The sequence below is a fragment of the Labrenzia sp. 5N genome, assembly GCF_012395805.1.
Taxonomy (GTDB): domain Bacteria; phylum Pseudomonadota; class Alphaproteobacteria; order Rhizobiales; family Stappiaceae; genus Roseibium; species Roseibium algicola.
The window spans coordinates 36,184-57,813 of sequence record NZ_JAAZTM010000017.1 but is presented as its reverse complement, the minus strand read 5'-3'; the positions used below and the strand labels follow the sequence as shown (position 1 = coordinate 57,813).

Here is a 21,630-nt window from a genome sequence, read left to right as displayed (position 1 = left end):
CCCCTGCGGCAGTTGCCTGCAAGCTTCGGGAACTGTCCACAGGGGGCATCGCTCTCTTTGCAAACAAGACGTTACTTGGTAAATCCCGTATCGCTTCTGCGCACTTCGGCGCAGCCCAATCAGCCCGAGTATCATCATGCGTCTAACTGCTATCGGTTTTGCCTGCCTTTTCGCACTTACGGGAGCGGCCTGCGCACCGACGGCGGATCTGGACGGCACATCCGGGCGCCTGGTGCGGACATCCAACATCACGCTGGTGCAAATCGCTGAAGATCATGTCGGCGGCATTACCGGTGAAACCCAATACGGCCAGAAAGCCATTGAGGCAGCCCTGCCCGGCTTCACCACCGAAGGCATTCAAACCGCCAACGAAAACTCCACCGAGTGGGCACTTGCAGCTTTCAACAGTGACGGCTTTCAGGTGTTGCAGGTGTTCAAGGGTCAGAACGGCAAGGTCCGCACCGTCCACGGTGTGACACACCACCTGCAGGGCCCGAACGGCGAACGGATCGGCATGACCTTTTCGGAAATCGGCTCCTCACGTGCCGACTGCCGCGTCGGCCAAAACCTGTGGCGTGGCATGGCGATCTGCCATTCCGATGGCCATCCGAATGTGGAACTGGTCTACGCGATCCCGGGTTACGACGGCCCGTTCGACCGCCTTCCGGCTGAAAACGACCTGTTCGATGCACAGCTCCAGCGGATCCTCTGGACGCCGAAGAGCTGACGGTTACACGGCCGGCCAGCTTCATTCCGACAGATCACCCCCAATTTCCCCTCATCCTGAGGAAGCGCGAAAGCGCTGTCTCGAACGATGGGCGGCACACACTTGAGCAAGTGGCCCATCCTTCGAGACGGACCTGATGGTCCTCCTCAGGATGAGGTTGGATGGGAACAATTGACTATCGGATCTTTGAAACGAAGAAATCAGAAGACACCTCAGCCCTCACACGTGCGGCTGCGAGCGCACCATGACTTCGCCCACCTTGCGCCACACGTTGCGCTGCTTCAGCGTCTTTTCAGCCACATCCGCAAGATCCATCAGAACCGGCATGCCGCGATCCTTCAAACCCGGCATGGATTTGAGGTCGCCGCCGGTCCACGGCAGGAACGGATTGCGGCGCATGTGCCAGTGGATTTCCGAACGGACTGTCGGTTTGTCGGACGGCGTGCGGCCGTGAAAGGCAAAGGTATCGGCCACGATCAACGTGTTTTCCGGCACCGCCATCTTCTTGGGCTGCGGCAGGCCAAGGGAGGCAAGCTCATCCGCCTTGATCCGGAAAGACCCGCTGGCATGGTGGGACCTCAGGTCCTTGGCTGCGCTCAGGGAGCATTCATACTCCCATTCCAGCCGCTCCTTCGTGAGCTTGTGTGAGCCCGGCACGAAGAAGAAGGGCCCGTCGTCCTCGCCGACGTCCTGCAGGAACAGCCAGGCCTTGGACGTCGCGTGAAACGTATCGGCGTGAGCATCGGACTGCGGATCTTTTTTCTTCACCTTCAACGGTTCTACCAGGACCGTCTGAATGAAGTTGAGTGGCTGTCCGCCCTGCGAGGCGGCATATCGGATCATGTTGATCGCACGCGGATCACGCACCGCCTGAGCCAACGCAGCGTTTTTGCGCAACACCTCCGGCGGCAGCAAGGTCATCCGTGTCACCGCCTGGCCCTGGCGCATCTCCCGCGATTCGAACGGTTGGTTGAACACTTCTTCCTTGAGCTGGCGGAAAGTTTCTTCCGGCAGGAAGTTCTTCACCAGGAAATAGCCGTTCTCATCGAAGAAAGCCTGCTGGTCCCGATCAACCAGATGGGCCAGCTTCGCGCGTCTGCGGGCTGCAAGATCGGCCGCAAGCTGCACTCTTTTCTTGTGCAGGCCCCAGGTATTCAGCCTCTCGCTTCCCAGAAGCGGATTCTTGCGCGGAGACTTGTCGGTTCCGGCGAGACCCAGAACCCAGAACGGGGCTTTCAGATAGGACAAGGGTGTCATGCAGCACCAAAAATGAATTTCATCGAAGTGGCGTGTATCTAACACGTTTTTGCCTGCGGGTTTCAATGTTTCCATCCGTTTCGGCGCTGTTTTGCGCCGTCAGAACGCGTCGCGAATGCGTCTTCACCCTTTGGCGGCAGTGACCTTTGCCGAATCCTGCGCTAACACCTTGAGGCATGATGACAACGGCACGAAATCTCGACCCCGCGAAGCTGGCGGACGGTCTGAAAGCCGGACAGCGCGCTGCGCTTGCCCGCGCCATCACGCTTGTGGAATCGCGCAAGCGCGAGCATCGCCGTCTTGCCCAGCACCTGATCCAGGAACTGCTGCCTCTCACAGGAAAGGCTCTCAGGGTCGGCATCACCGGCGTGCCAGGTGTCGGCAAGTCCACGACCATCGACACGCTGGGGTCCAACCTGACTGCCGCCGGGCACAAGGTCGCCGTTCTGGCAGTCGATCCGTCATCCACCCGTACCGGTGGGTCGATTCTGGGTGACAAGACACGAATGGCGCAGCTTGCGGTGGATCCGAACGCCTTCATCCGCCCTTCGCCTTCCGCCGGCACACTTGGCGGGGTCGCCGCGAAGACGCGCGAGACCATGCTGTTGTGCGAGGCCGCCGGGTATGACGTGATCCTGGTTGAAACCGTCGGTATCGGGCAATCGGAAACCACGGTTGCCGACATGGTCGACTTCTTCCTGGTCCTGATGCTGCCTGGCGCCGGTGACGAGCTTCAGGGCATCAAGAAGGGCGTTCTTGAGATCGCCGACATGATCGCCGTCAACAAGGCCGACGGCGACGGCGCTACCCGTGCCCGTACCGCTGCCTCGGACTATCGCGCAGCGCTGCATATTCTTGCTCCCAAGTCACCCACATGGACACCGCCTGTCATCACGGTATCTGGCCTCGCCAACGAAGGGCTGGACCACCTGTGGGAGCAGATTACGGTGTTTCGCGAGCGCATGCAGGCCAGCGGTGAATGGCATCAAAAACGCAGCGGCCAACAAGTCGCCTGGATGTGGGATATGCTTCAACAGCGCATGATGGAAGCCCTGACATCGAACACGCGTACCGCCGACCGTCTCAAATCCCTGGAGGAGGAAGTGCGCGGCGGCAAGACCGCTGTCTCGCTCGCGGTGGACGAATTAGCGACCTTGATGGGGCTTGGCGAATGAACACTTCAGGACGCAAGACCGTTCTGGTGACCGGTTTTTCGCCGTTCCCGGGGGCACCCGTCAATCCGACGGAGCGCCTCATGAGACGGCTCGCCAAACGCATTGGGGCGCATCAGTCAGGTGTCGACTTCGTCTTCCATGTCCTGCCGACAACCTGGGCAGGGCGTGAGGATGTCACAGACCGGCTCCGCACCACCCTTTCGCCAGACGCCATTGTGCACTTCGGCGTCGACGGGACGCGGAGAACGATCAATATTGAAACAAGGGCCGTCAACAAAGCCGTACGCGTGCGTCCGGATGCGTTGGGCAGAGCACCGGTCAGGCCGGAACTGGCAATCTCTCAAGAGCGCGCGCGGAGCTCAACCCTGCCTGCCAGGGCACTGCGCGATGCTGCGCTTGCCGCAGGTGCGCCCGCACAGCTTTCCACCAACGCCGGAACCTATCTCTGCAATGCCACTTTATGGGATTCCATCGGCTCGGGCATTGCCAGCATCTTCGTTCACGTTCCGGCTTTGCCGAAAGGTCCGCGCGATACGAGACCCGCCTACCCTGTCATCGAGGAAGCCGCGGTCCGTATTCTGCGCGAACTGGCAAGGCGCCTGCGATAGGGGGAAGCTCGGGACACTCTCCTGAAGAACTTTCCCCTCATCCCATCTCCCTCATCCTGAGGAAGGCTGAAAGCCCGTCTCGAAGGATGGACCGCTTGCTCCGGAATGTGTCGTCCATCCTTCGAGACAGCACTTCGTGCTCTCTCAGGATGAGGTGGTATTGGGTTATCTGAAATTCAGTATTTCGCGGCTTAAAAGTCCCCGAGCTTCAATATAGCACTTGCTCCAGCTCCTGCCCCTGCCTCAATGCATACGGCCAAGCAATCTCTCGACCTGGCGGATGCAGTCGGCCGCCATGTCGGCGGACAATCCCGCCCTGCCGAGAACCCGCAAGCCGAAATAGGCTGTCAGTACGCCGCGCGCGGTGCCGCGAGCTTCCGTTCCCTCAAGCCCATCGTCCTGAAGCGCGCGGTAAAAACCGTTTTCCAGACGCCTTGTCATGGCCTGTAGCCTTGCCTCTGCTTCTGCACCCCCCGCCTTGTCGACCAGGGCATTGCACAGAAAGCAGCCAAGCCTGTCGCCATCTTTCTGGGCGAGGTCGGCAATGCGGCCGAACAAGGCAAGTATCCGGTCCCGTCCAGCCCCTTCCGAAGGATCACCGAGAAAAGCGACCGTGTTGCTGACAACCTGATCGTTGTACCTGTCGAGTGCCGCCAGATAGACCGACTGTTTGTCCTGGAACGCCTTGTAGAAAGAACCCTTGGTAATGGCCATGGCATCGAGCAGTTCGGACAGCGAGGCTTCGTCATAGCCAACGTCCCAGAACAGCTCCATGGCTTTTTCCAATGCCTCATCGGCGTCGAATTCCCGAGGTCTTGCCATGCGATCTCCCGTCAAACCACTTCACAAAAAACTCAACCGTGTGTCACGCGCTTGTGTTTTGTACCATTCGGTTCCTAACTCTATTTAGGAACCACCGGCAGGGTTGGTCAAGTGCGACCGATTAGGAACCAATCGGTTCCTATTTCAAGATCGCTTGAACACGCTTTTGCCGGACCAATTCAACCCCTTGGGAGTGTCTCCAGATGTTTGCAAACCTCATTCGCGGCTCAGTTGCCGCCCTGGTCGTCGTCACCGGGCTTGTCTCCAGCGCTTTCGGTGCCGGTTTTGATGTCAACGCCACCATCACCGGCCTGGCCCTGCGCGGTGTCGATCCGGTTTCCTATTTCGTCAATGGCGCCCCGCAGGACGGCGACATTGCCATTACCGAAGTTCACAACGGCGCCACCTACCGTTTCGCCTCTGAAGAAAACCGCAATCTCTTCAAGCAGAACCCGGAAAAATATCTTCCGCAATACGGCGGTTTCTGCGCCTTCGGTGCTGCCATGGGCGTGAAGGTCGATGGTGACCCGGACCTGTGGAAGATCGTCGACAACAAGCTTTACCTGAACCTCGCACCGTCGATCCAGGAACGTTGGAACAAGGACGTACCGGGCTTCATTTCCAAGGCTGACGAAAACTGGGTTGGTCTGGAAAGCGTTGACCCGAGCAGCCTCTAATCGCCTCTGACCGGTCTCTTCTGCCCCTGTAGACCGGTTACCTGACCAGCCAGGCCATCTGCCTGGCCGGTCTCTTTTTTTCCGCCGGTTACAGCGTGCGGTCTCGAAAATGCCAATCCGGCACGGCTCTTGCCATTTCAGCCACAGACACTTGAGGCGCATCCCAATCCGGGACGTCGGAAAGCAATTGGCCGGATCGATGACACGTAATCTTTCAAAACTGAACCGACGCGCGTTTCTTGCCGGGACAGCATTGTGTCTTTCCGGGACAGTCGCCACGGCCCAGATGAAGGTTGCAGACCTGCGCGGTTCTATCGACTCAGAGGATCTTGGTCTTCTACCCAACGCGGCAGATGACCAGACCGCTCAATTCCAGAATGCCGTCAATCGTGCCGTTGAGCGTGGCCGCGCGCTGTTCCTGCCTGCCGGCACCTATCCGGTCGCCAATCTGCGTCTTCCCTCTGGCACATTGATTGTCGGGGTTCCCGGCAGAACACGGCTCGTCTACCAGGGCGGCGGCGGTCAGTTGATCCGTGCCGAGGATGTTGCCAATGTCGGCCTGACCGGGATTACCTTCGATGGCGCCAATCGATCGATCGGCGATTTCACCGAGGGACTGCTGCATTTCATCAACGTCAAGAACGTCACGCTGGACAATTGCGAGATCACCGGTTCTTCCAAGATGGGACTGTTGCTGGACCGCTGTTCAGGCCGGGTCGAAAATTGTCGGATCTCCGGTGCCGCGGAAGCGGGACTGCGTTCGAACGAGGCCAACGGCCTTGCCATCACCGGCAACACGGTAACCGACTGCGCCAACGGCGGCATCTGGGTGCACCGCTGGCGCGAAGGCGAGGACGGAACCATCGTTTCCGGCAACCGGGTGGAACGTATCGGCGCCCGCTACGGCGGCACCGGTCAGTTCGGCAACGGCATCAATGTTTTCCGCGCTCATGGCGTCATGGTGTCCAACAACCGCGTGGCGGATTGCGCCTTCTCCGCAATCCGCTCCAATGCAGGTTCCAACGTCCAGATCATCGGTAATTCCTGCCTGCGCTCCGGAGAAACGGCGATCTATTCCGAGTTCGGTTTCCAGGGAGCAGTCATTGCCAACAATATCGTTGATGGTGGCACGATCGGCATATCCATCGCCAACTTCATGGATGGCGGCCGTATGGCGGTCTGCTCCGGCAACCTGATCCGCAACATCAAGAAGGAAGGCCCCTACCCGCCGGAAGTGGCCGGCTTCGGCATCGGCATCGCCGTTGAAGCGGATACGACATTGACCGGCAATGTGGTGGAGGGCGCACCGAAATTCGGCCTGATGCTCGGCTGGGGCCCCTATATGCGCAACATCGCAGCCTCCCAGAACGTTGTTCGGGACTGCGGCACGGGCATTGCTGTCACCGTGGTTGATGGCGCGGGCGCTGCCGTCATCACCAACAACATCGTTCAAGGTTCGCAACAGGGCGCGATCAACGGCTACCGCTGGCTCGAAAAAGCGACCGGTGAACTGAACAATGTTTCGGAATTCGACAATCTCACCGTTCACGGCAACCAGATAGCCGCCTGACTAACCCGACCGCCCGGCACAAACGCGCTCATCCTCTGAGACATCCTGTAGACCGCTCTCTCCACAACTCAGGTTAAAACCTTACGAGCGGAAACGGAATGGATGCCATGGTCATGCCATGGCATGACGAGAGAGATGCACACGCCGAGGGACAAGATCCAGCCAGCGCAAGACGCTTCTCAAACCAAAAGACTGACCACTTCCCAATCCCCGTCATTGCAGGGCTTGACCCTGCAATCCATGCCGTAACAGTGCCTGAAACAAAGGTCGTTCAAGCAGAAACGGAACGGCGTGGATGCCATGGTCAAGCCATGGCATGACGAGAGAGATGCGCACGCTGAGGGACAAGATCCAGCCAGCGCAAGACGCTTCTCAAACCAAAAGACTGACCACTTCCCAATCCCCGTCATTGCAGGGCTTGACCCTGCAATCCATGCCGTGGCAGCGCCTCAAACAAAGGTCGTTCAAGCGGAAACGGAACGGCGTGGATGCCATGGTCAAGCCATGGCATGACGAGAGAGATGCACACGCCGAGGGACAAGATCCAGCCAGCGCAAGACGCTTCTCAAACCAAAAGACTGACCACTTCCCAATCCCCGTCATTGCAGGGCTTGACCCTGCAATCCATGCCGTAACAGTGCCTCAAACGAGGACCGTTCAAGCAGAAACGGAACGGCGTGGTTTCCATGGCGAGCCATGGCATGATCAAGGAGTTCGAAAACCTGATGCTTCTCGGCAAACTCATCCCGAGAACACACTTTCACGCATTCCCAGGATCGAGACGAACAGGTTTAAGAACTGCAAAGCTCCAGAGAGATCAGTCCAGCGCAAACCGCAGCGACAGGCATGACAGGCCACCATCGACCTTGCGGGCTTCGTGGGTCGGCAGGACGACGGTCGTGAAACCGGCCGCCTCGATGGCTGCCAATGTCTTCGGGTAGCCTTCCGGCACCATCACGACATCATTCACACGGATGACGTTGGCGGCGTAGTCTTCCCCTTCCGGAACGACCACGATTTCGCGGTCACCGAAAAAGCCGCTGTCTGCCATGACCTTGGTCGCCAGGATGACGCCGTCGCCAAGGGTGGAACAGGCTGTCTTGAAATGCAGCACGCCATCCGGCGTTTCGCAGACTTCGGCCTTGTAGCCCCACTCGCCCAGCAATCCGGCAAAGGCATCGGCGCCCTCCCGGTCGGTGCGGGCGGACAGGCCGATCAGGATGACGTCATCCAGCATCAGGACATCGCCGCCGTCGACATGACCGTTCCCCGGCAGGTCGACAACCTTGCCGAACCGGCTTTCCAGCGCCGCACGGATCTCCGCGCCTTCGCCTTCCCGGCTGGCCGTGCCCGGCCGAAGCTGGATGGCGCCTTCAGGCAGGCAGAAGGCAGGATCCTCGACAAAACAACTGTCCGGGTAGGTCTCAAGCTGCGGCAGAACGTCAACCGTCAAGCCGGCTTCTTGCAAGGCAGAGACATAACGCTCATGTTCTGCCCTGAATTTTTCGCCACTCGGGTTGCCCGTGTCCACCGCACGGATGCCGTCGGCCACGCTGTCGGCGGGCGTGCGCGTGATCGCGTGGGTGAAACGGAAAGACAAATCGGGACGATGTGCCATGAGACAACTCCTGTGACAGAACCAAGCGCTCAACCAGCCATCCGCATGGCCAAATTGCAAGACGTCCCGGCCCTGAAAACATGCATCGACAGGGCCTATGCACCGGTAAAATCAACCTTGCCGGACCTGCCGGACGTCTCTTCCGGCCTGAAGGAAGACATCGAGCAAAACCAGGTCTTCGTCGCCGAAACGGATGGCCGCATTGTCGGTTGCGCGATCCTGGGTCTGTACGGTCCAAACGCTCATCTCATGAACATAGCCGTCGATCCGGATATCAGGGGAATGGGCATCGGGCGTCTGTTGATGGAAGCCATCGAGGACCTCGCCAGTGAGAGCGGAGCCACCGAGATACATCTGGCAACCCATGTCGCCATGCCTGAGAACGTTGCTCTTTACGCACACCTTGGTTGGAGTGAAATGGAAAGAAACGGCAACGAGGTGCTGATGAAAAAAGACCTTTGATCCAGTCCATAAGCGCTCGTCACACGCCTCTGCCTCAAGAGCCGAAAAAGCGGCATCTGAAACCAGACGGAAACAGGTGAGAGCCAGGAGTGAAGCCTGAGAGTGCGCCGGCTTGTTAAGGCAGCGCTGCTTTCAACTCGGTCAGGAACTCTTCGCGCGGCTTGATGTGTCCGGCCTGGATACCGACCCGGGTCAGGATCGGCGGGTTCACCAGTCCGTCAAGCAGAGCTGCCTCATCATCATTGAGCTCCAGCATCGCTTCCAGAACGGTTGCCATCATCACTTCGGACGCCCGGGTTGCACCGTCGTCGCATTTCAGCGCGACACCGAAACCAAGCTCGGGAATGGAAGCACAGAAGACACCTTCGGCTCCGGTCTTGACGAACACTCGGCCACGGAAAGCTTCCATCACCCTGGTGCAAAAACGGCCTGTCCCGGCAACCATGTAAGGTTCGTTGATGCACGCATCAAACAGCCGTTCGGCAGCCTCTGCCCGAAGCGGCTCCAGCCCCTCACCAGTTCCAAAGGCGGCAAAGGCGCGCGCGAAGCTGCGCAAAGGTGAAGCGTAGGTCGGGATTGAACAGCCGTCTGTTCCGCAGACATCCTCGGACAGAGTGTCGCCGGTCATCTGTTCCATCACATTGCGAACTTCACGTTGCACAGGGTGTTCCGCGTTTACATAGCCGCGTGTCTCGACACCCATAACCTTGGCCAGGCCAAGGAAACCGGCATGTTTGCCGGAGCAGTTGTTGTGCAGGCCGCAGGGCGATTCATCAGCCAGGATAAGTTTGGCTGCGTCTTCCATGCGCTGGGGCCATTGCGGGCCGCACTCGAGATTGTCTTCGGCAAGGCCTGCCTTCATCAGCATGACCCTTGCCGAATTGGCGTGAACTTCCTCGCCGTTGTGAGACGCACAGGCAAGTGCCAGTTCGGCATCTGAATAGTCGAGCGCTTCCGCCGCTCCCGATTCAACCAGGGGCAATGCCTGAAGTGCCTTGATGGCGGAGCGCGGAAACACTCGGGCTTCCACGTTGCCGATACCGAAAACCAGCTTTCCGGCGCTATCGACGATCGCAATGCTGCCCCGATGCAGGCTTTCGATCACGGTGCCGCGGGTGACGTCGACCAGAGCCGGATTGTCCATGAAGTTTCTCATTTCCAAGGTTTCACACTATCAGGCTAAGCGGATTCGGCCCGGGCCGCAGTCAAAAATACGGAAAGACGGGCGAGCGCTTCGTCGATCACGGCATCCTGCTTGCAGAAGCAGAAGCGAATGTAGCCCTCGGGCGCGTCCGATCCATAAAAGGCAGACACGGGAACTGCCGCAACACCGGCGGCCGTGACCAGGGTTTCACACGCCTCGACGTCGGTCCGTCCAAGCCCCAGCCCTTCGAACCCGCAAGTCAGGAAGTAGGTTGCATTGCAAGGCAGAACGGAAAATCCGAGGGCGGCAAGGCCTGCCGCCATGCGGTCGCGCTTTGCGGCAAGGTCTTGCGACAGGCCATCGTAGTAGCTGTCGTCCTTGCGCAGACCATAGGCAACAGCCTTTTGCAGATGTGGCGGTGTCGTGAAGGTCACCCACTGGTGCGCCTTGGCAATCGGGTCCATCAGCGCGGCAGGCCCGGTGACATAGCCAACCTTCCACCCGGTGAGCGAGAAGGTCTTGCCCGCAGAGCCGATCCGCACCGTGCGCTCGCGCATGCCGTCCAGCGTCATCAGCGGTGTGTGCCGGTGACCGTCAAAGACGAGGTGCTCGTAGACTTCGTCACAGATCGCATAGGCATCATACTGGCGGCAGAGAGAGGCGACCAACTCAAGCTCTTCGTCTGAAAACACCTTGGCCGTCGGGTTCATCGGGTTGTTGATGAGAACTGCCTTGGTCTTGTCGGAGAAGGCTGCCTTGAGAGCTTCAGCATCCAGCGACCAGTTGGGCGGGGTCACCCGGACGCGCACGGGAATGCCGCCGGCCTGCTTCACCAGCGGCAGGTAGCAATCGTAGAGCGGTTCGATCAGCACGACCTCGTCACCCGGGGATACCAGCGCGAAAATGCAATCCGCCAACGCCTCGGTCGCACCGGAAGTCACCATCACTTCCGTTTGCGGATCGACCTCGAGACCGTAGAAACGGCGATTGGCCTCGGCAACAGCCTGGCGAAGGTCCGGTATTCCCAGCATGGGCGGATATTGGTTCGGCCCCTGCAATATCGCATCAGCCGCCGCCTGCCGGATATCCACCGGCCCGTCGACATCTGGAAACCCTTGTCCGAGGTTCACGGCCCCATGCGCCATAGCCAAGCGCGACATGGTCTCGAACACGGTGGTGGCAATGCCGGTGAAGACCGGATTGGTCGGCTTCATGGTTCCTCCCGAGCGTCTTTTCGCCGGTTCTAATCCTACCCGCGTTTGCCGTCGAGCTTTTTCATTTGAACGAGGCCCAGGCGCAGTTCGACCACCACGTGTCATATGAGTGTCGTTGACTCAGTCCATCACCCGCAGTCAGATAGGTTCCGCATCGGAACCTTGGCGGAGGAAACGTGATGCTCGGCGTTATTATTGGAATTGTGGCGATCCTTCTGGGAGCCAGCATCATTCTTCGACGAGCCGGAGTTCCCGCCGGCGGTCACAGGCTGGTTCAAATTTTTTCGAGCCGGTTCATGGGCATCATTCTGGTGCTGATAGGCGGCTTCATGCTCCTGTCCTCTTCCTTCATCTTGGTGGACGCCAACAGTGTTGGTCACCTGAAGAGGATCTATGCGTTTGAGGAGTTGCCTGAGGGCCGCATCCTTGCCCTGGACGGCGAAAAAGGCCCGCAAGCCCAGATCCTCGGGCCCGGCTTTCATTTCATTCCGCTTGTCCGGGTGCTCTACGATTTCGAGGAATGGGACGTCGTCACCATTCCCGAAGGCTATTATGGCCAGTTGACCGCACTCGACGGCGACGCCATGCCCTCCGGCATGTTCATGGCACCGGCAATTGCAGATGCAGATGTCGGCGACATGCTGAAGGCCGACAGCTTCCTGACAAAGGGCGGTTTGCGCGGACCGCAGGAAACGGTGCTGAAACCCGGGCAATACCGTCTGAACCGGTATCTCTTCGACATTCGCCTCGATGAGAATACCAACGCGACGATTATCCCCGCCGGGCATGTGGGTGTGGTCAAGTCCAATGTCAGTCAGCCCGGCATCAATTGCATCGAGGAAGAAGTCTCTGCCTCCTCTGTTTCCCGCGAGGCGCTTACCGTTCCCCTGGTACCCAGGGGCTGCGTCGGCATCTGGAAGGATCCGCTCTTCCCAGGGGCCTATTACCTCAACCGGCAGGCCTATGAAGTGACGCTGGTCGATACCCGCGTCCAGACCTGGGAATACAAGGGCGGCTACGTAAAACGCATCATCGATCTCTCGGTCGATCAACAGGGCAATATCCAGCAGAACGAACGCTCCGTGCAGGAACAGATCCCCAGCGACGCTGCCGACCGGGCGGTCTACGTGAAGGTGGAAGGCTGGGACATTCCCCTGGAACTGCGCGCCCTCGTCCAGGTCGACCCTGACAATGCTCCCGTGGTCGTCGGCTCCGTCGGTGGACTGGAGGAGATTGAAAACCGCATCCTGACACCGGCCATCCGTTCGATCGTGAGGAACGTCGCCGGTGCCTCGATCCGCGTGCAGGACAAGAATGCCGACGGGACGCCGGTGCAGCCCGCGACCTACACCGTGCGCCCGACAAAGGTTCTCGATCTCATCGAAAACCGCGATGCCCTGGAACAGACCATCGAGCAGCAGATCAAGATCGAAGGCAACAAGGCCGGCGTCGACATTCGCGAGATCCGTCTGGGCGAACCGGCCATCCCGCCGGAACTGCTGGTTTCCCGCCTGCGCGTGCAATTGGCCGATCAGCTATCCACCGCCTACGAACGCGAAACGGATGCGCAGCAAAAACGCATCGAAACGGAACAGGCACGTTCCACGGCGGACGAACAGCCCCGCCTCGTGGAGGCCCAGATAGCTGTGCAGGTGGCCAATCAGCGCGAACAGGAACGCGCTGCCCTTGGCCGCGCCGAGCGCCAGTATCTGGAGGAACTTGCCCGAGGCCAGAGAGCGCAGGTCGACGTTCTCGGCCAGGACCGCGTAGCTCTGCTGCAGGCGCTGGAGAAACTGCTGACCTCGCTGGAACGCAAACCGGAGCTGGTCGGCCTCGTCGGCAAGCTTGTTCCCAATACAGTTGTCGGTGGAGACAGCGGCTTTGCCGGTGCGGCCGCCCTTCTCGGTGCTAGCCTGGGACAGGCCCAGCAACCGGCAGCTAACCGGACATCCGGCGGGCAGTAATCCGGATCAGCGGATTGGCCCGCCTAGCTCGGGCCATCCCCGGTATCCTTGTCCTCGTCACTCAGGACGGCGCGCAAAGCCTCCTCCACCCGAGGCACCAGATCCCGGTGCCGCTCGTGAAGGTAATGATAGAAGGCATATTCCTTGCGGCTGGACGGGAGAGAAAAAGCATCCTCAAGACCGAACCTCTCTATCATCTCCTTCGCCCTCAACTCGCGGACGAAAACCAGATCGAGCCGCTTCTGTTTCAGCATGAGAAACAGCTGCTCCGGTTCTTCAGCCGACCAGACCTCTGCAAACCCGCTGGCAGCCATTTCGCCAAAGACAGCCCCGCGCACATGCCCTGCCCGCAGGGATTTAAGATCCTCCAGTGATTTGTCCTTCAGGTCTGCGCGGTTGGTGTAGCCATAGGCCACAACAGAAAGCAGCGGCACATCCACCCTGACGAGGGTGGGATAACGGTCCCCCACAGAGCCGATCCGGATCACTTCGCCATCGGTTTTGCCGGAGGTGGATTCCACCAGTGCCCGGCTTGGCGTGTTTTCGACAATCTCCAGTTCGATCCCAAGGCTCGAATAGGCTTTTTGCAGATATCCGACCGCCACCGGGGTCAAACCGGGAGCCTCAAACCCGGACAGCACAATTCTCTCGCCCGCGGAAGCGGCAGTAGCCAGAAGGAACCCGGCCAGCAGACAGATGAGCCTCTTCGTGCGCATAGTGTTCCTCGCAGCGTCTCGTCGGCCGTGCAGCCCGCGTAAAACCTTCAGCTCAAGCCGGTCTTGTGCAGAACGTGTCCATCTTTCTCCGGCGTCGTCTCACCGACACCGTCGGTTTCCTCACCCACTGGTACCGCCAGCATTCTTTTCAGAACGGCCTCGATCCTGGGCACCAGATCCGCATGTTTTTCATGCAGATAGTGATAGAATGCGACCTCCTGCAAAGACGGTCGCAACGGGAAGACACCCACCAGCTTGCGGTCGCGGATAATGCGCCGCCCCGTGCTCTCCCCGGCTATGACAAGGTCGATCCGGTCTCGCTGGAGCATCTCGAACAATTGTTCGGGCGTATCTGCGGTCCATACCTCTGCAAACCCATCTGCCAGTTCAGCGGCGAACCGTGCGCCCGCCACATGGCCGACCCGCAAATGCCGGAGCTGCTTGAAGGACTTGCCGCGAAGCTGAGGCTTGTTCGCATAGGCGAAGGTTCGAGCCAGGATAATCGGAACATCGACACGCAACAGGCTGCTGTGATCGGCTTCGATGGTCCTGATCCGCACCAGTTCACCGTCGGTCTTGCCGGAAGCTGAATCCAGCAGTGCCCTGCGAGGGCTGGTGATAACCTTCTGGATGCGGATGCCCAACTCCCCATAGGCCTGACTTAGAATACTCTCGGCAACGGGGGTCAGGTTTGGGGCTTCAAAACCGGACAGCTTGAGAACGTCCTGTGCCCGGGCGCTGGACATCAGAAGAAGAACGCTCAGCATGGCGCAAAACATGAGCCGATGCATTCCGCCCTCCTTAAGCTGCCTGCACGACAATTTCGTTCAAAACAAGCCGTTTGACTGCGGTCACGTCCTCCGCAGTCCCGTATCTAGAGCAATAACCCTACGGGACAATTTGCAGACTTTCCAAGCTGATTGCAATGCGGTTGTACAATCTATTATGAATAACCAATAACGTGCGCTTGCATGTCTCTCCTTCTGCCAGTCAGGAAAAGACTTCAAGGATCAGAGGATTTGGCAACGTCAGGAGTGCGTGCCGTAATAGTCCTCTGCAATCTTGTCGATGAAGCCTTCGTCGACAAGCTCCTTGATGACACGGTTCAGTTCATCGAGCTTTGCCGCCCAACCCGATTTCTTGGAAACACCGAGATACAGATCGACCGAGTTTCCCGGATTATACGGCGCCTTTTCAATCTTGTCGGCGAACCCCTGGCGTTTGATCAGGTAATCCACCTGGCAATCCGTACCGATCATGATACCGAAACGCCTCTTCATCAGCATGTCGATCAGGATCTGCTCCTGCGCGACGCCGACCTTGTCCAAAGACCTGTCCTTGTCGAACCTTTCGAAGTAGGCCGAATGCAACACGTAGCCGACCTGGTATGGCGCCAGGTCTTCGTAGCTCCGGATTTTGTCGGCCTGTCCCTTGATGGTGTAGAAGGCGGTCGTGCATCTGAAATAAGGCGTATCGGTATAGGCGATATATTCTGCCCGGTCCGGACGGAAAGCCAGCCCGGTCATGACATCGACGCCGCCCCCTTGCATTTCGGTGAGCGCCCGCCCCCAGGGCAGTTTGGCAATCCGGAGTTCGGCTTCTGTGCGCCTGGCAACTTCGTCCATCAGGTCCAGATCCAGCCCGATGAAGGTATCTCCCTCCGAAATCCGGAAGGGCGGCCAGTCATCGGTGGCCATGATCATCTCGTCCGCGCGTGCGGCGCCTGCTGACACGGCAAGCAAAAAGGAAAAAGCAACGCAACAGATACGAGAAATTGACACAACAACAACCCCAAATAATCAGAGAATTAAAGTTGTTACCCAATTTCATCAAATATTATCGCTCGTATTATTGCAACATCGTAAATTGTATCCAGTAAGAACTAATTCCTCTTCCTTAACGGAAAACTCCTGTCTTACACGCGTTTTACTGGCTCAACAGGCAACCATCGAACCTTTATCAAGGAAGAGCCCCGGTCAACGCATGGCTGCTCCTGCCTGGCCCGCCTTGCTGCGTTGCAAAAAATCGATTAGAAGGTGGCAACTTGATCCAGGTCAAAAGTGGAAATCCGGGCAGGGATTGGCGCTGACCTAAAAAACCACACCAAATATCCGGAGCAGCCCGTGTCAGCACGCGCGGAGGCCGTTGCGCCTGAACAACCGTTGAAAATGGATGCGTCCCGCATCAAAACCGAACTTCTGGCCGGGCTTACAGTTGCCCTGGCGCTCGTTCCCGAAGCCGTGGCCTTTGCCTTTGTTGCCGGCGTAAATCCGCTGGTAGGTCTCTATGCGGCGTTCTTTGTCGGTCTGATTACGGCCTGTATCGGTGGTCGTCCCGGCATGATTTCCGGCGCGACCGGCGCACTGGCCGTGGTGATGGTCTCGCTCGTCAGCCAGCACGGGGTGGAATACCTTTTCGCTACCGTCGTGCTGATGGGCCTGATCCAGATCGTGGTGGGCTTGCTGAAGTGGGGCAAATTCATCCGTATGGTGCCCCATCCGGTCATGCTTGGTTTTGTCAACGGCCTTGCGATCGTGATCTTCCTTGCACAGCTCGGCCAGTTCAAGGTTCCAGATGGCGCTGGCGGACTGACATGGATGGAAGGCTCCCAGCTGTATCTGATGCTCGGCCTGATAGCGCTCACCATGGCTGTTATCTGGTTCCTGCCCAAGATCACATCGTCTTTCCCTGCGCCGCTTGCAGGCATTCTGGTTGTCTCCGCGCTCGTGCTCGGCTTCAACCTCGACACCCGCTCGGTTGGCGATCTCGCCTCGATCGCCGGCGGCCTGCCGGATTTCCACATTCCCATGGTGCCGCTGACGCTCGACACATTGCAGATCATCCTGCCTTATGCCGTGATCCTGGCAGCCATCGGCCTCATTGAATCCCTGCTGACGTTGAACCTCGTGGCTGACCTGACGGGCACCAAGGGCGGCGCGTCCAAGGAATGCCTTGCACAGGGCACGGCAAACGTCGTGACCGGCTTTTTCGGTGGCATGGGTGGCTGCGCCATGATCGGCCAGTCCATGATCAACGTGAAATCCGGTGCACGTACCCGGATTTCCGGCATTGCCGCAGCTCTTTTCCTGCTGTCCTTCATCGTCATCGCCTCGCCCTTGATCGAACGGATCCCGGTCGCGGCCCTGGTCGGCGTAATGTTCATGGTGGTCATCGGCACCTTCGCGTGGACCAGCCTGAAGATCATGCACAAGATCCCGCCGATCGACGCGCTTGTGATGGTCATTGTCACCTGCGTCACCGTTTATTCGGATCTCGCGGTCGCTGTTGTCGTCGGTGTGATCATTTCCGCGCTTGCTTACGCCTGGAATGCAGCCAGCCGGATCCGTGCCCGTATCGGCACCAGCAAGGAAGGCTGGAAGGTCTATCGTCTGACCGGCCCGCTGTTCTTCGGCTCCACCACCGGCTTTGCCGACCTCTTCGATCCATTGAACGATCCCGAGGACGTCGTCGTCGACTTCATCGACAGCCGCGTGGTCGATCATTCCGGCCTGGAAGCAATTGACGCCCTCGCCTCGAAATACCTCGCTGCTGGCAAGCGTCTGCACCTGCGCCACCTGTCGCCGGACTGCAAGAAGCTGCTGGCCAAGGCTGGCGACCTTGTCGAAGTCTCGGTCCTTGAAGATCCGGATTACGAGATTGCCGTGGACTACGGTCACACGTTCGACCGGGCAGAAAAGACCACCTGACGCAAGCTTTTTCAGAGACGATAAGACAAGACCCGCACGGTTTCGCCGTGCGGGTCTTTTTGTATCTGAAACAGGTTTCAAGCTTCCTGTGCTGTTCCCCGATTGCTACGTGCGGCGTAATTTGAAAGAGATATCGGCTTACGACAACACAGTTCACAATCGGGACGTCACGGTGCCAGCACGCAGGAAACTCTTCATCACACCGACCCTTGCCTCCGTCATCGGCAGCTTCGTGCTGGTGACCGCGGCTGCGATCCTCTTCATCCAAGCCGTCACTTCTTCGGAAGTCGTCAGGAGAATGGGCGGTGAATTGGTCGATATCGGCATGGATGCGGCCGAAACGGCGTTTGTTGAACAGCTTCATGCCATCACCGAAACCGCCGAATTCACCCGGCTGACCTATGAGCGCAAGGAACTGCCGGTCGATGATCCCGATCTCATCCTGTCTTACCTTTACGGCGCGCTCGCCCCGATGGAGCAGGTCTCCTTTCTGGTTCTGGTAGACGAAAATGGCGAAGGCGTTGATGTCGACAGGGGCGATGCGGACGGCAAGCTAATGGGCGGCAACGTCAATCTGGCGAAGGATATTCCGATCCTGGCTCCGCTGGCGGAACGCGCGAAAAAGCAGTCTGGTGCTTTCTGGAGCGAGCCGTTCTACATGCCGAACCGCGAGCACACCTATTACGTCTTTGTGCGCCCGCTGCATGAGGGCAAGACCTACCGTGGCAGCCTGATGATCGGCATGTCGCTCGACAGAATGTCCGAAATCACCTGGCACGTTTCGACAGACGACATAACCGTCTTTCTCATGAAGGAGGGATCAGACGAAATCGTCGCCCATCCCGACCTTCACAAATCCTTCGATGACCTGACAGAAGAAATGCCTCTTCTGAATGTCGATCGTTTGCCCGATGCCTTTCTGGCTGGCTTCAAGGACATGCCGAGGGTCAAGAATGAGTCCTTCGACATTTCCGAGAAACTGGCTGTCTATTCCGGCACTGCCCCTGACGGTGCCGAACGGTTCGTGATCCTTGAACAGAAGAACGAAAACCTTTTGGGGCTTCCGGTCAGGATCGGTGTTCACTTTCCTGCCGAGTACCTTTCCCAGCCGCTGAAACAATTGCTGATGGCGCTACTTGTTGGTGGCGGACTGCTCGTGCTGTCCCTGCTTGGCGCGGTTTTGCTGGCGAGACGGATTGCAAGACCGGTGCAACGTGCTTCGGTCGCGGCAAGAGAAGTGGCGGACCTGAACCTTTCGACCGTAGCCCCACTGCCTTCCAGCATCATCCGGGAACTGGACGACCTGTCCAAGGGCTTCAATGCCATGTTAGGCGGCTTGAAAGCCTTCAATCGCTACGTTCCGGGCACACTTGTCAGGAAACTTCTGAGCGAAGGCCGGGCGGATGCCCCGCCGGAAGAAAGGGAGGTTGCGGTGCTGTTTACCGACATCGCCGGCTTCACCTCTGCCTCCGAAGGCATGACGGCAACCGAAACCGCTGCCTTCGTCAATCATCACCTGTCCCTGCTCGGCGCCGAGATCACAAAGGAAGGCGGCACCATCGACAAATACATCGGCGACAGTGTCATGGCATTCTGGGGCGCTCCGGAACGGCTGGAAAATCCGGCAGAACCTGCCGCTCGTGCGGCAATCGGCATGGCCCGTGCCATCCGGGAGGACAACACGGCACGCGTCGCCCGCGGTGAAGCGCCTGTGCGTATTCGCATCGGCCTTCACATGGGACCGCTTGTCGTCGGTGACATCGGCGCACCGGAGCGGGTCAACTACACGGTCATAGGCGACACGGTAAACGCCGCTTCCCGGCTGGAGAGCCTCGGCAAGGAGATCGACGGCGACGCCGATGTTGTGATTCTCGTCTCCAGCGAGATCGCCAAGCGTCTCGACAGCAGCATCGAGCAGGAGGCCATCGGACTGCACAAGGTCAAGGGTAAATCGGCAGCGGTCGAGGTCGTTCGGCTGCGTGGCTAGCTCCGAGCCGATCATCCATTGCAATCCTCACGGTTTCATCCGGTCTCCCGCGCTTTGCCTCGCCACGTTATCAGGGTATGGGTATTGCGTCGAAATTCAGTACGCAGGCCAAGCACTTGCCCTTTAACAGGCGCCTTCACATCACGCCGACGCTCACGACGGTCATCGGTGGTTTTGTCTTCATCACCGCAGCGCTTGTCCTGATCGTTCAGGCGGCCACGTCCGAAAAGGTCGTGCGCAACCTGGGTGGCTCACTGATCAACTCGGGCATGCACTCCCTGGAGCAGGCCTTTTCCGCCCAGATAGAAGCCGTCGAGGAAGCAAGCTCCTTTACCGCGGCAGCGCTTTCCACCGGCAGCATCCTGTTGCGCCGTCCTCAGGAAGTCGCCGACTACATGTTCGGTGCGCTATCGGCCATGGAGCATGTCTCCTTTGTCATCGTCGCCGACAGGAACGGCAATTTCATCCAGGTCGACCGGGGCCGTGCTGACGGAATTCTGGTACCGCAATTCGTGCCGAAGACTGACGAAACGCATGCCCTTGCGGGTTTGATCTCGTCTTCAAGGGACAAGACAGCCCCCTTCTGGTCTGGCCCGGCCTTTTATCCTCAGCGTCAGCACACCTATATCGCTCACGTTCAACCGATCCTGTCCGACGGCCCTGACGGCAGTGATTACGAAGGCCTCGTCCTGATGGCCATGTCCATGGAGCGCTTGTCGGAAGTCACAAGCGACATCTCCACCGGCCTGGTTCAGGTGTTCATGATCAACCCGCAGACCTACGGTCTGATTGCTCATCCTGCGTTGTCGGAGGTCTTCAATCTTCTGTCGCCGACAAGCCCGCTGATTGAACTCGAGAACGTCCCGGACACTTTTTTGCAAACCCTCAAATCGACCGAAACAGTCGATGCATCAGGCTACGGGATACGCCCGGGACACGAAATGCGTGCCGGCTATGACGCCCTTGGCAACAAGCGGTTTGTCGTCCTCCAAAGCCCGGATCTCGGCCCGACAGGGTTGCCGATTTCAATCGGCGCCCATTTTCCGGCGGAGGTTCTTGAGCAGCCGCTTGAGCAATTGAGCGATGCGATACTGATCGGCATCGCCCTTCTCGGACTGTCGCTGATCGGCGCCGGCTTTCTTGCCCACCGCATCGGCCAGCCGATCCGTCGGGCAGCGCTTGGGGCAAGGGCCGTCGCGGATCTTGAACTGGACTCTGCCGAGCACCTGCCAGGCAGCTTCGTGCGCGAATTGGACGACCTGGCCAACGGGTTCAATTCCATGGTCAGCGGCCTGACCGCTTTCAGCCGGTACGTCCCCAAAACACTGGTCAGGAAACTCCTGCGTGAAGGCCGAGCATATGCGCCGCCGGAAGAACGTGAAGTCGCGGTTATGTTCACCGACATTGCCGGCTTCACCTCGGCCTCCGAAGGCATGACGGCAACCGAAACCGCTGCCTTCGTCAATCATCACCTCTCCCTGCTCGGCGCCGAAATCACAAAGGAAGGTGGCACCATCGACAAATACATCGGCGACAGTGTCATGGCATTCTGGGGTGCTCCGGAACGGCTGGAAAATCCGGCAGAACCTGCCGCCCGTGCGGCAATCGGCATGGCCCGTGCCATCCGGGCGGACAACATTGCACGCGTTGCCCGCGGTGAAGCGCCTGTGCGAATTCGCATCGGCCTTCACATGGGCCCGCTCGTGGTCGGCGACATCGGTGCACCGGAGCGGGTCAACTACACGGTCATCGGCGACACGGTGAACGCCGCTTCCCGGCTGGAGAGCCTCGGCAAGGAGATCGACGGCAGCTCCGATGTGGTGATTCTCGTCTCCAGCGAGATCGCCAAGCGACTTGGCAACACCGTTGAGTACCGGTCCATCGGCCAGCATCAGGTAAAAGGCAGAGTTGAGCCCCTGGAGGTGGTGCGGCTGATCGATTGACGCTGGCCACTGGAGGAAGCGGCCAGCGCTACCGAGCAC

General features: G+C 59.0%; 19 protein-coding genes. 11 read left to right on the top strand and 8 right to left on the bottom strand.

All coding sequences use genetic code 11. The features are described from left to right. Nucleotides 1–136: 136 nt before the first annotated feature. Nucleotides 137–727: a DUF1131 family protein gene (locus HEP89_RS18825; RefSeq protein WP_023000961.1), complete on the top strand. Its 591-nt coding sequence runs from the start codon at nt 137–139 to the stop codon at nt 725–727. A 219-nt stretch (nt 728–946) separates the two neighbouring features. Here the strand turns inward: HEP89_RS18825 and HEP89_RS18820 are convergent, their stop codons facing one another. Then, nucleotides 947–1,984: a phytanoyl-CoA dioxygenase family protein gene (locus tag HEP89_RS18820; RefSeq protein ID WP_168692774.1), complete on the bottom strand. Its 1,038-nt coding sequence runs from the start codon at nt 1,982–1,984 to the stop codon at nt 947–949. Between the two features lie 176 nt (nt 1,985–2,160). Between HEP89_RS18820 and meaB the strand changes: the two genes are divergently transcribed. Together meaB and HEP89_RS18810 are read left to right on the top strand one after the other, a co-directional pair. Continuing rightward, nucleotides 2,161–3,159 carry a methylmalonyl Co-A mutase-associated GTPase MeaB gene (meaB, locus tag HEP89_RS18815; RefSeq protein WP_023000959.1) on the top strand — a complete coding sequence of 333 codons (999 nt, stop codon included), beginning with the start codon at nt 2,161–2,163 and terminating at the stop codon, nt 3,157–3,159. Then, complete coding sequence (locus HEP89_RS18810) at nt 3,156–3,767, top strand: peptidase C15 (protein ID WP_062488429.1); 612 nt, start codon at nt 3,156–3,158, stop codon at nt 3,765–3,767. Before meaB ends, HEP89_RS18810 begins: the two co-directional genes overlap by 4 nt. A 243-nt stretch (nt 3,768–4,010) precedes the next feature. Here the strand turns inward: HEP89_RS18810 and HEP89_RS18805 are convergent, their stop codons facing one another. Next, nucleotides 4,011–4,589, bottom strand: coding sequence for a TetR/AcrR family transcriptional regulator (locus tag HEP89_RS18805; RefSeq protein WP_062488428.1), 579 nt, complete (start codon nt 4,587–4,589; stop codon nt 4,011–4,013). 203 nt (nt 4,590–4,792) lie between these two features. Between HEP89_RS18805 and HEP89_RS18800 the strand changes: the two genes are divergently transcribed. Further along, entirely contained in the window at nt 4,793–5,266 is a 474-nt protein-coding gene (locus HEP89_RS18800) for a YHS domain-containing (seleno)protein (RefSeq protein ID WP_168692773.1), read from the top strand. Between the two features lie 199 nt (nt 5,267–5,465). Continuing rightward, on the top strand, nt 5,466–6,836 hold the full coding sequence (locus HEP89_RS18795) for a TIGR03808 family TAT-translocated repetitive protein (protein ID WP_031269278.1): 1,371 nt from the start codon (nt 5,466–5,468) through the stop codon (nt 6,834–6,836). An 817-nt stretch (nt 6,837–7,653) separates the two neighbouring features. Here the strand turns inward: HEP89_RS18795 and HEP89_RS18790 are convergent. Beyond that, the gene (locus HEP89_RS18790; protein WP_023000954.1) at nt 7,654–8,454 is read right to left on the bottom strand and encodes an arginine deiminase-related protein; all 801 of its coding nucleotides are present in this window, start codon (nt 8,452–8,454) and stop codon (nt 7,654–7,656) included. A 45-nt stretch (nt 8,455–8,499) separates the two neighbouring features. Between HEP89_RS18790 and HEP89_RS18785 the strand changes: the two genes are divergently transcribed. Next, complete coding sequence (locus HEP89_RS18785) at nt 8,500–8,916, top strand: GNAT family N-acetyltransferase (RefSeq protein WP_209014770.1); 417 nt, start codon at nt 8,500–8,502, stop codon at nt 8,914–8,916. 115 nt (nt 8,917–9,031) lie between these two features. On the opposite strand, the gene HEP89_RS18780 is transcribed toward HEP89_RS18785, so the two are convergent. Both HEP89_RS18780 and HEP89_RS18775 read right to left on the bottom strand, forming a co-directional pair. Then, the gene (locus tag HEP89_RS18780; RefSeq protein WP_062488426.1) at nt 9,032–10,060 is read right to left on the bottom strand and encodes an asparaginase; all 1,029 of its coding nucleotides are present in this window, start codon (nt 10,058–10,060) and stop codon (nt 9,032–9,034) included. 35 nt (nt 10,061–10,095) lie between these two features. After that, nucleotides 10,096–11,274 carry an aminotransferase gene (locus HEP89_RS18775; protein WP_168692772.1) on the bottom strand — a complete coding sequence of 393 codons (1,179 nt, stop codon included), beginning with the start codon at nt 11,272–11,274 and terminating at the stop codon, nt 10,096–10,098. A gap of 179 nt (nt 11,275–11,453) precedes the next feature. Here HEP89_RS18775 and HEP89_RS18770 point away from each other — a divergent pair, with 179 nt between their 5' ends. Beyond that, the gene (locus tag HEP89_RS18770) at nt 11,454–13,238 is read left to right on the top strand and encodes an SPFH domain-containing protein (protein WP_023000950.1); all 1,785 of its coding nucleotides are present in this window, start codon (nt 11,454–11,456) and stop codon (nt 13,236–13,238) included. Between the two features lie 23 nt (nt 13,239–13,261). On the opposite strand, the gene HEP89_RS18765 is transcribed toward HEP89_RS18770, so the two are convergent. From HEP89_RS18765 to HEP89_RS18755, 3 genes are all read right to left on the bottom strand, one after another. Beyond that, nucleotides 13,262–13,954: a transporter substrate-binding domain-containing protein gene (locus HEP89_RS18765; RefSeq protein ID WP_168692771.1), complete on the bottom strand. Its 693-nt coding sequence runs from the start codon at nt 13,952–13,954 to the stop codon at nt 13,262–13,264. A 47-nt stretch (nt 13,955–14,001) separates the two neighbouring features. Further along, nucleotides 14,002–14,745 carry a hypothetical protein gene (locus tag HEP89_RS18760; RefSeq protein WP_062488422.1) on the bottom strand — a complete coding sequence of 248 codons (744 nt, stop codon included), beginning with the start codon at nt 14,743–14,745 and terminating at the stop codon, nt 14,002–14,004. A 237-nt stretch (nt 14,746–14,982) separates the two neighbouring features. After that, nucleotides 14,983–15,651, bottom strand: coding sequence for an ABC transporter substrate-binding protein (locus HEP89_RS18755; RefSeq protein WP_209014769.1), 669 nt, complete (start codon nt 15,649–15,651; stop codon nt 14,983–14,985). Between HEP89_RS18755 and HEP89_RS18750 the strand changes: the two genes are divergently transcribed. From HEP89_RS18750 to HEP89_RS18735, 4 genes are all read left to right on the top strand, one after another. Then, complete coding sequence (locus HEP89_RS18750; protein ID WP_168692769.1) at nt 15,644–16,048, top strand: hypothetical protein; 405 nt, start codon at nt 15,644–15,646, stop codon at nt 16,046–16,048. The two genes, HEP89_RS18755 and HEP89_RS18750, sit on opposite strands and share 8 nt — an antisense overlap. 74 nt (nt 16,049–16,122) lie before the next feature. Further along, nucleotides 16,123–17,661 carry a SulP family inorganic anion transporter gene (locus HEP89_RS18745; protein ID WP_077293569.1) on the top strand — a complete coding sequence of 513 codons (1,539 nt, stop codon included), beginning with the start codon at nt 16,123–16,125 and terminating at the stop codon, nt 17,659–17,661. Nucleotides 17,662–17,833: 172 nt separating this feature from the next. Beyond that, the gene (locus tag HEP89_RS18740) at nt 17,834–19,648 is read left to right on the top strand and encodes an adenylate/guanylate cyclase domain-containing protein (protein WP_168692768.1); all 1,815 of its coding nucleotides are present in this window, start codon (nt 17,834–17,836) and stop codon (nt 19,646–19,648) included. Nucleotides 19,649–19,764: 116 nt separating this feature from the next. After that, on the top strand, nt 19,765–21,591 hold the full coding sequence (locus HEP89_RS18735; protein ID WP_209014768.1) for an adenylate/guanylate cyclase domain-containing protein: 1,827 nt from the start codon (nt 19,765–19,767) through the stop codon (nt 21,589–21,591). Nucleotides 21,592–21,630 lie beyond the last annotated feature (39 nt).

Bases quoted from the DNA above. Each gene is read 5' to 3' on its own strand.
- HEP89_RS18825 (WP_023000961.1), top strand. From the start codon at position 137: ATGCGTCTAACTGCTATCGGTTTTGCCTGCCTTTTCGCACTTACGGGA.
- HEP89_RS18820 (WP_168692774.1), bottom strand. From the start codon at position 1,984: ATGACACCCTTGTCCTATCTGAAAGCCCCGTTCTGGGTTCTGGGTCTC.
- meaB (WP_023000959.1), top strand. From the start codon at position 2,161: ATGATGACAACGGCACGAAATCTCGACCCCGCGAAGCTGGCGGACGGT.
- HEP89_RS18810 (WP_062488429.1), top strand. From the start codon at position 3,156: ATGAACACTTCAGGACGCAAGACCGTTCTGGTGACCGGTTTTTCGCCG.
- HEP89_RS18805 (WP_062488428.1), bottom strand. From the start codon at position 4,589: ATGGCAAGACCTCGGGAATTCGACGCCGATGAGGCATTGGAAAAAGCC.
- HEP89_RS18800 (WP_168692773.1), top strand. From the start codon at position 4,793: ATGTTTGCAAACCTCATTCGCGGCTCAGTTGCCGCCCTGGTCGTCGTC.
- HEP89_RS18795 (WP_031269278.1), top strand. From the start codon at position 5,466: ATGACACGTAATCTTTCAAAACTGAACCGACGCGCGTTTCTTGCCGGG.
- HEP89_RS18790 (WP_023000954.1), bottom strand. From the start codon at position 8,454: ATGGCACATCGTCCCGATTTGTCTTTCCGTTTCACCCACGCGATCACG.
- HEP89_RS18785 (WP_209014770.1), top strand. From the start codon at position 8,500: ATGGCCAAATTGCAAGACGTCCCGGCCCTGAAAACATGCATCGACAGG.
- HEP89_RS18780 (WP_062488426.1), bottom strand. From the start codon at position 10,060: ATGGACAATCCGGCTCTGGTCGACGTCACCCGCGGCACCGTGATCGAA.
- HEP89_RS18775 (WP_168692772.1), bottom strand. From the start codon at position 11,274: ATGAAGCCGACCAATCCGGTCTTCACCGGCATTGCCACCACCGTGTTC.
- HEP89_RS18770 (WP_023000950.1), top strand. From the start codon at position 11,454: ATGCTCGGCGTTATTATTGGAATTGTGGCGATCCTTCTGGGAGCCAGC.
- HEP89_RS18765 (WP_168692771.1), bottom strand. From the start codon at position 13,954: ATGCGCACGAAGAGGCTCATCTGTCTGCTGGCCGGGTTCCTTCTGGCT.
- HEP89_RS18760 (WP_062488422.1), bottom strand. From the start codon at position 14,745: ATGCATCGGCTCATGTTTTGCGCCATGCTGAGCGTTCTTCTTCTGATG.
- HEP89_RS18755 (WP_209014769.1), bottom strand. From the start codon at position 15,651: ATGGCCACCGATGACTGGCCGCCCTTCCGGATTTCGGAGGGAGATACC.
- HEP89_RS18745 (WP_077293569.1), top strand. From the start codon at position 16,123: ATGGATGCGTCCCGCATCAAAACCGAACTTCTGGCCGGGCTTACAGTT.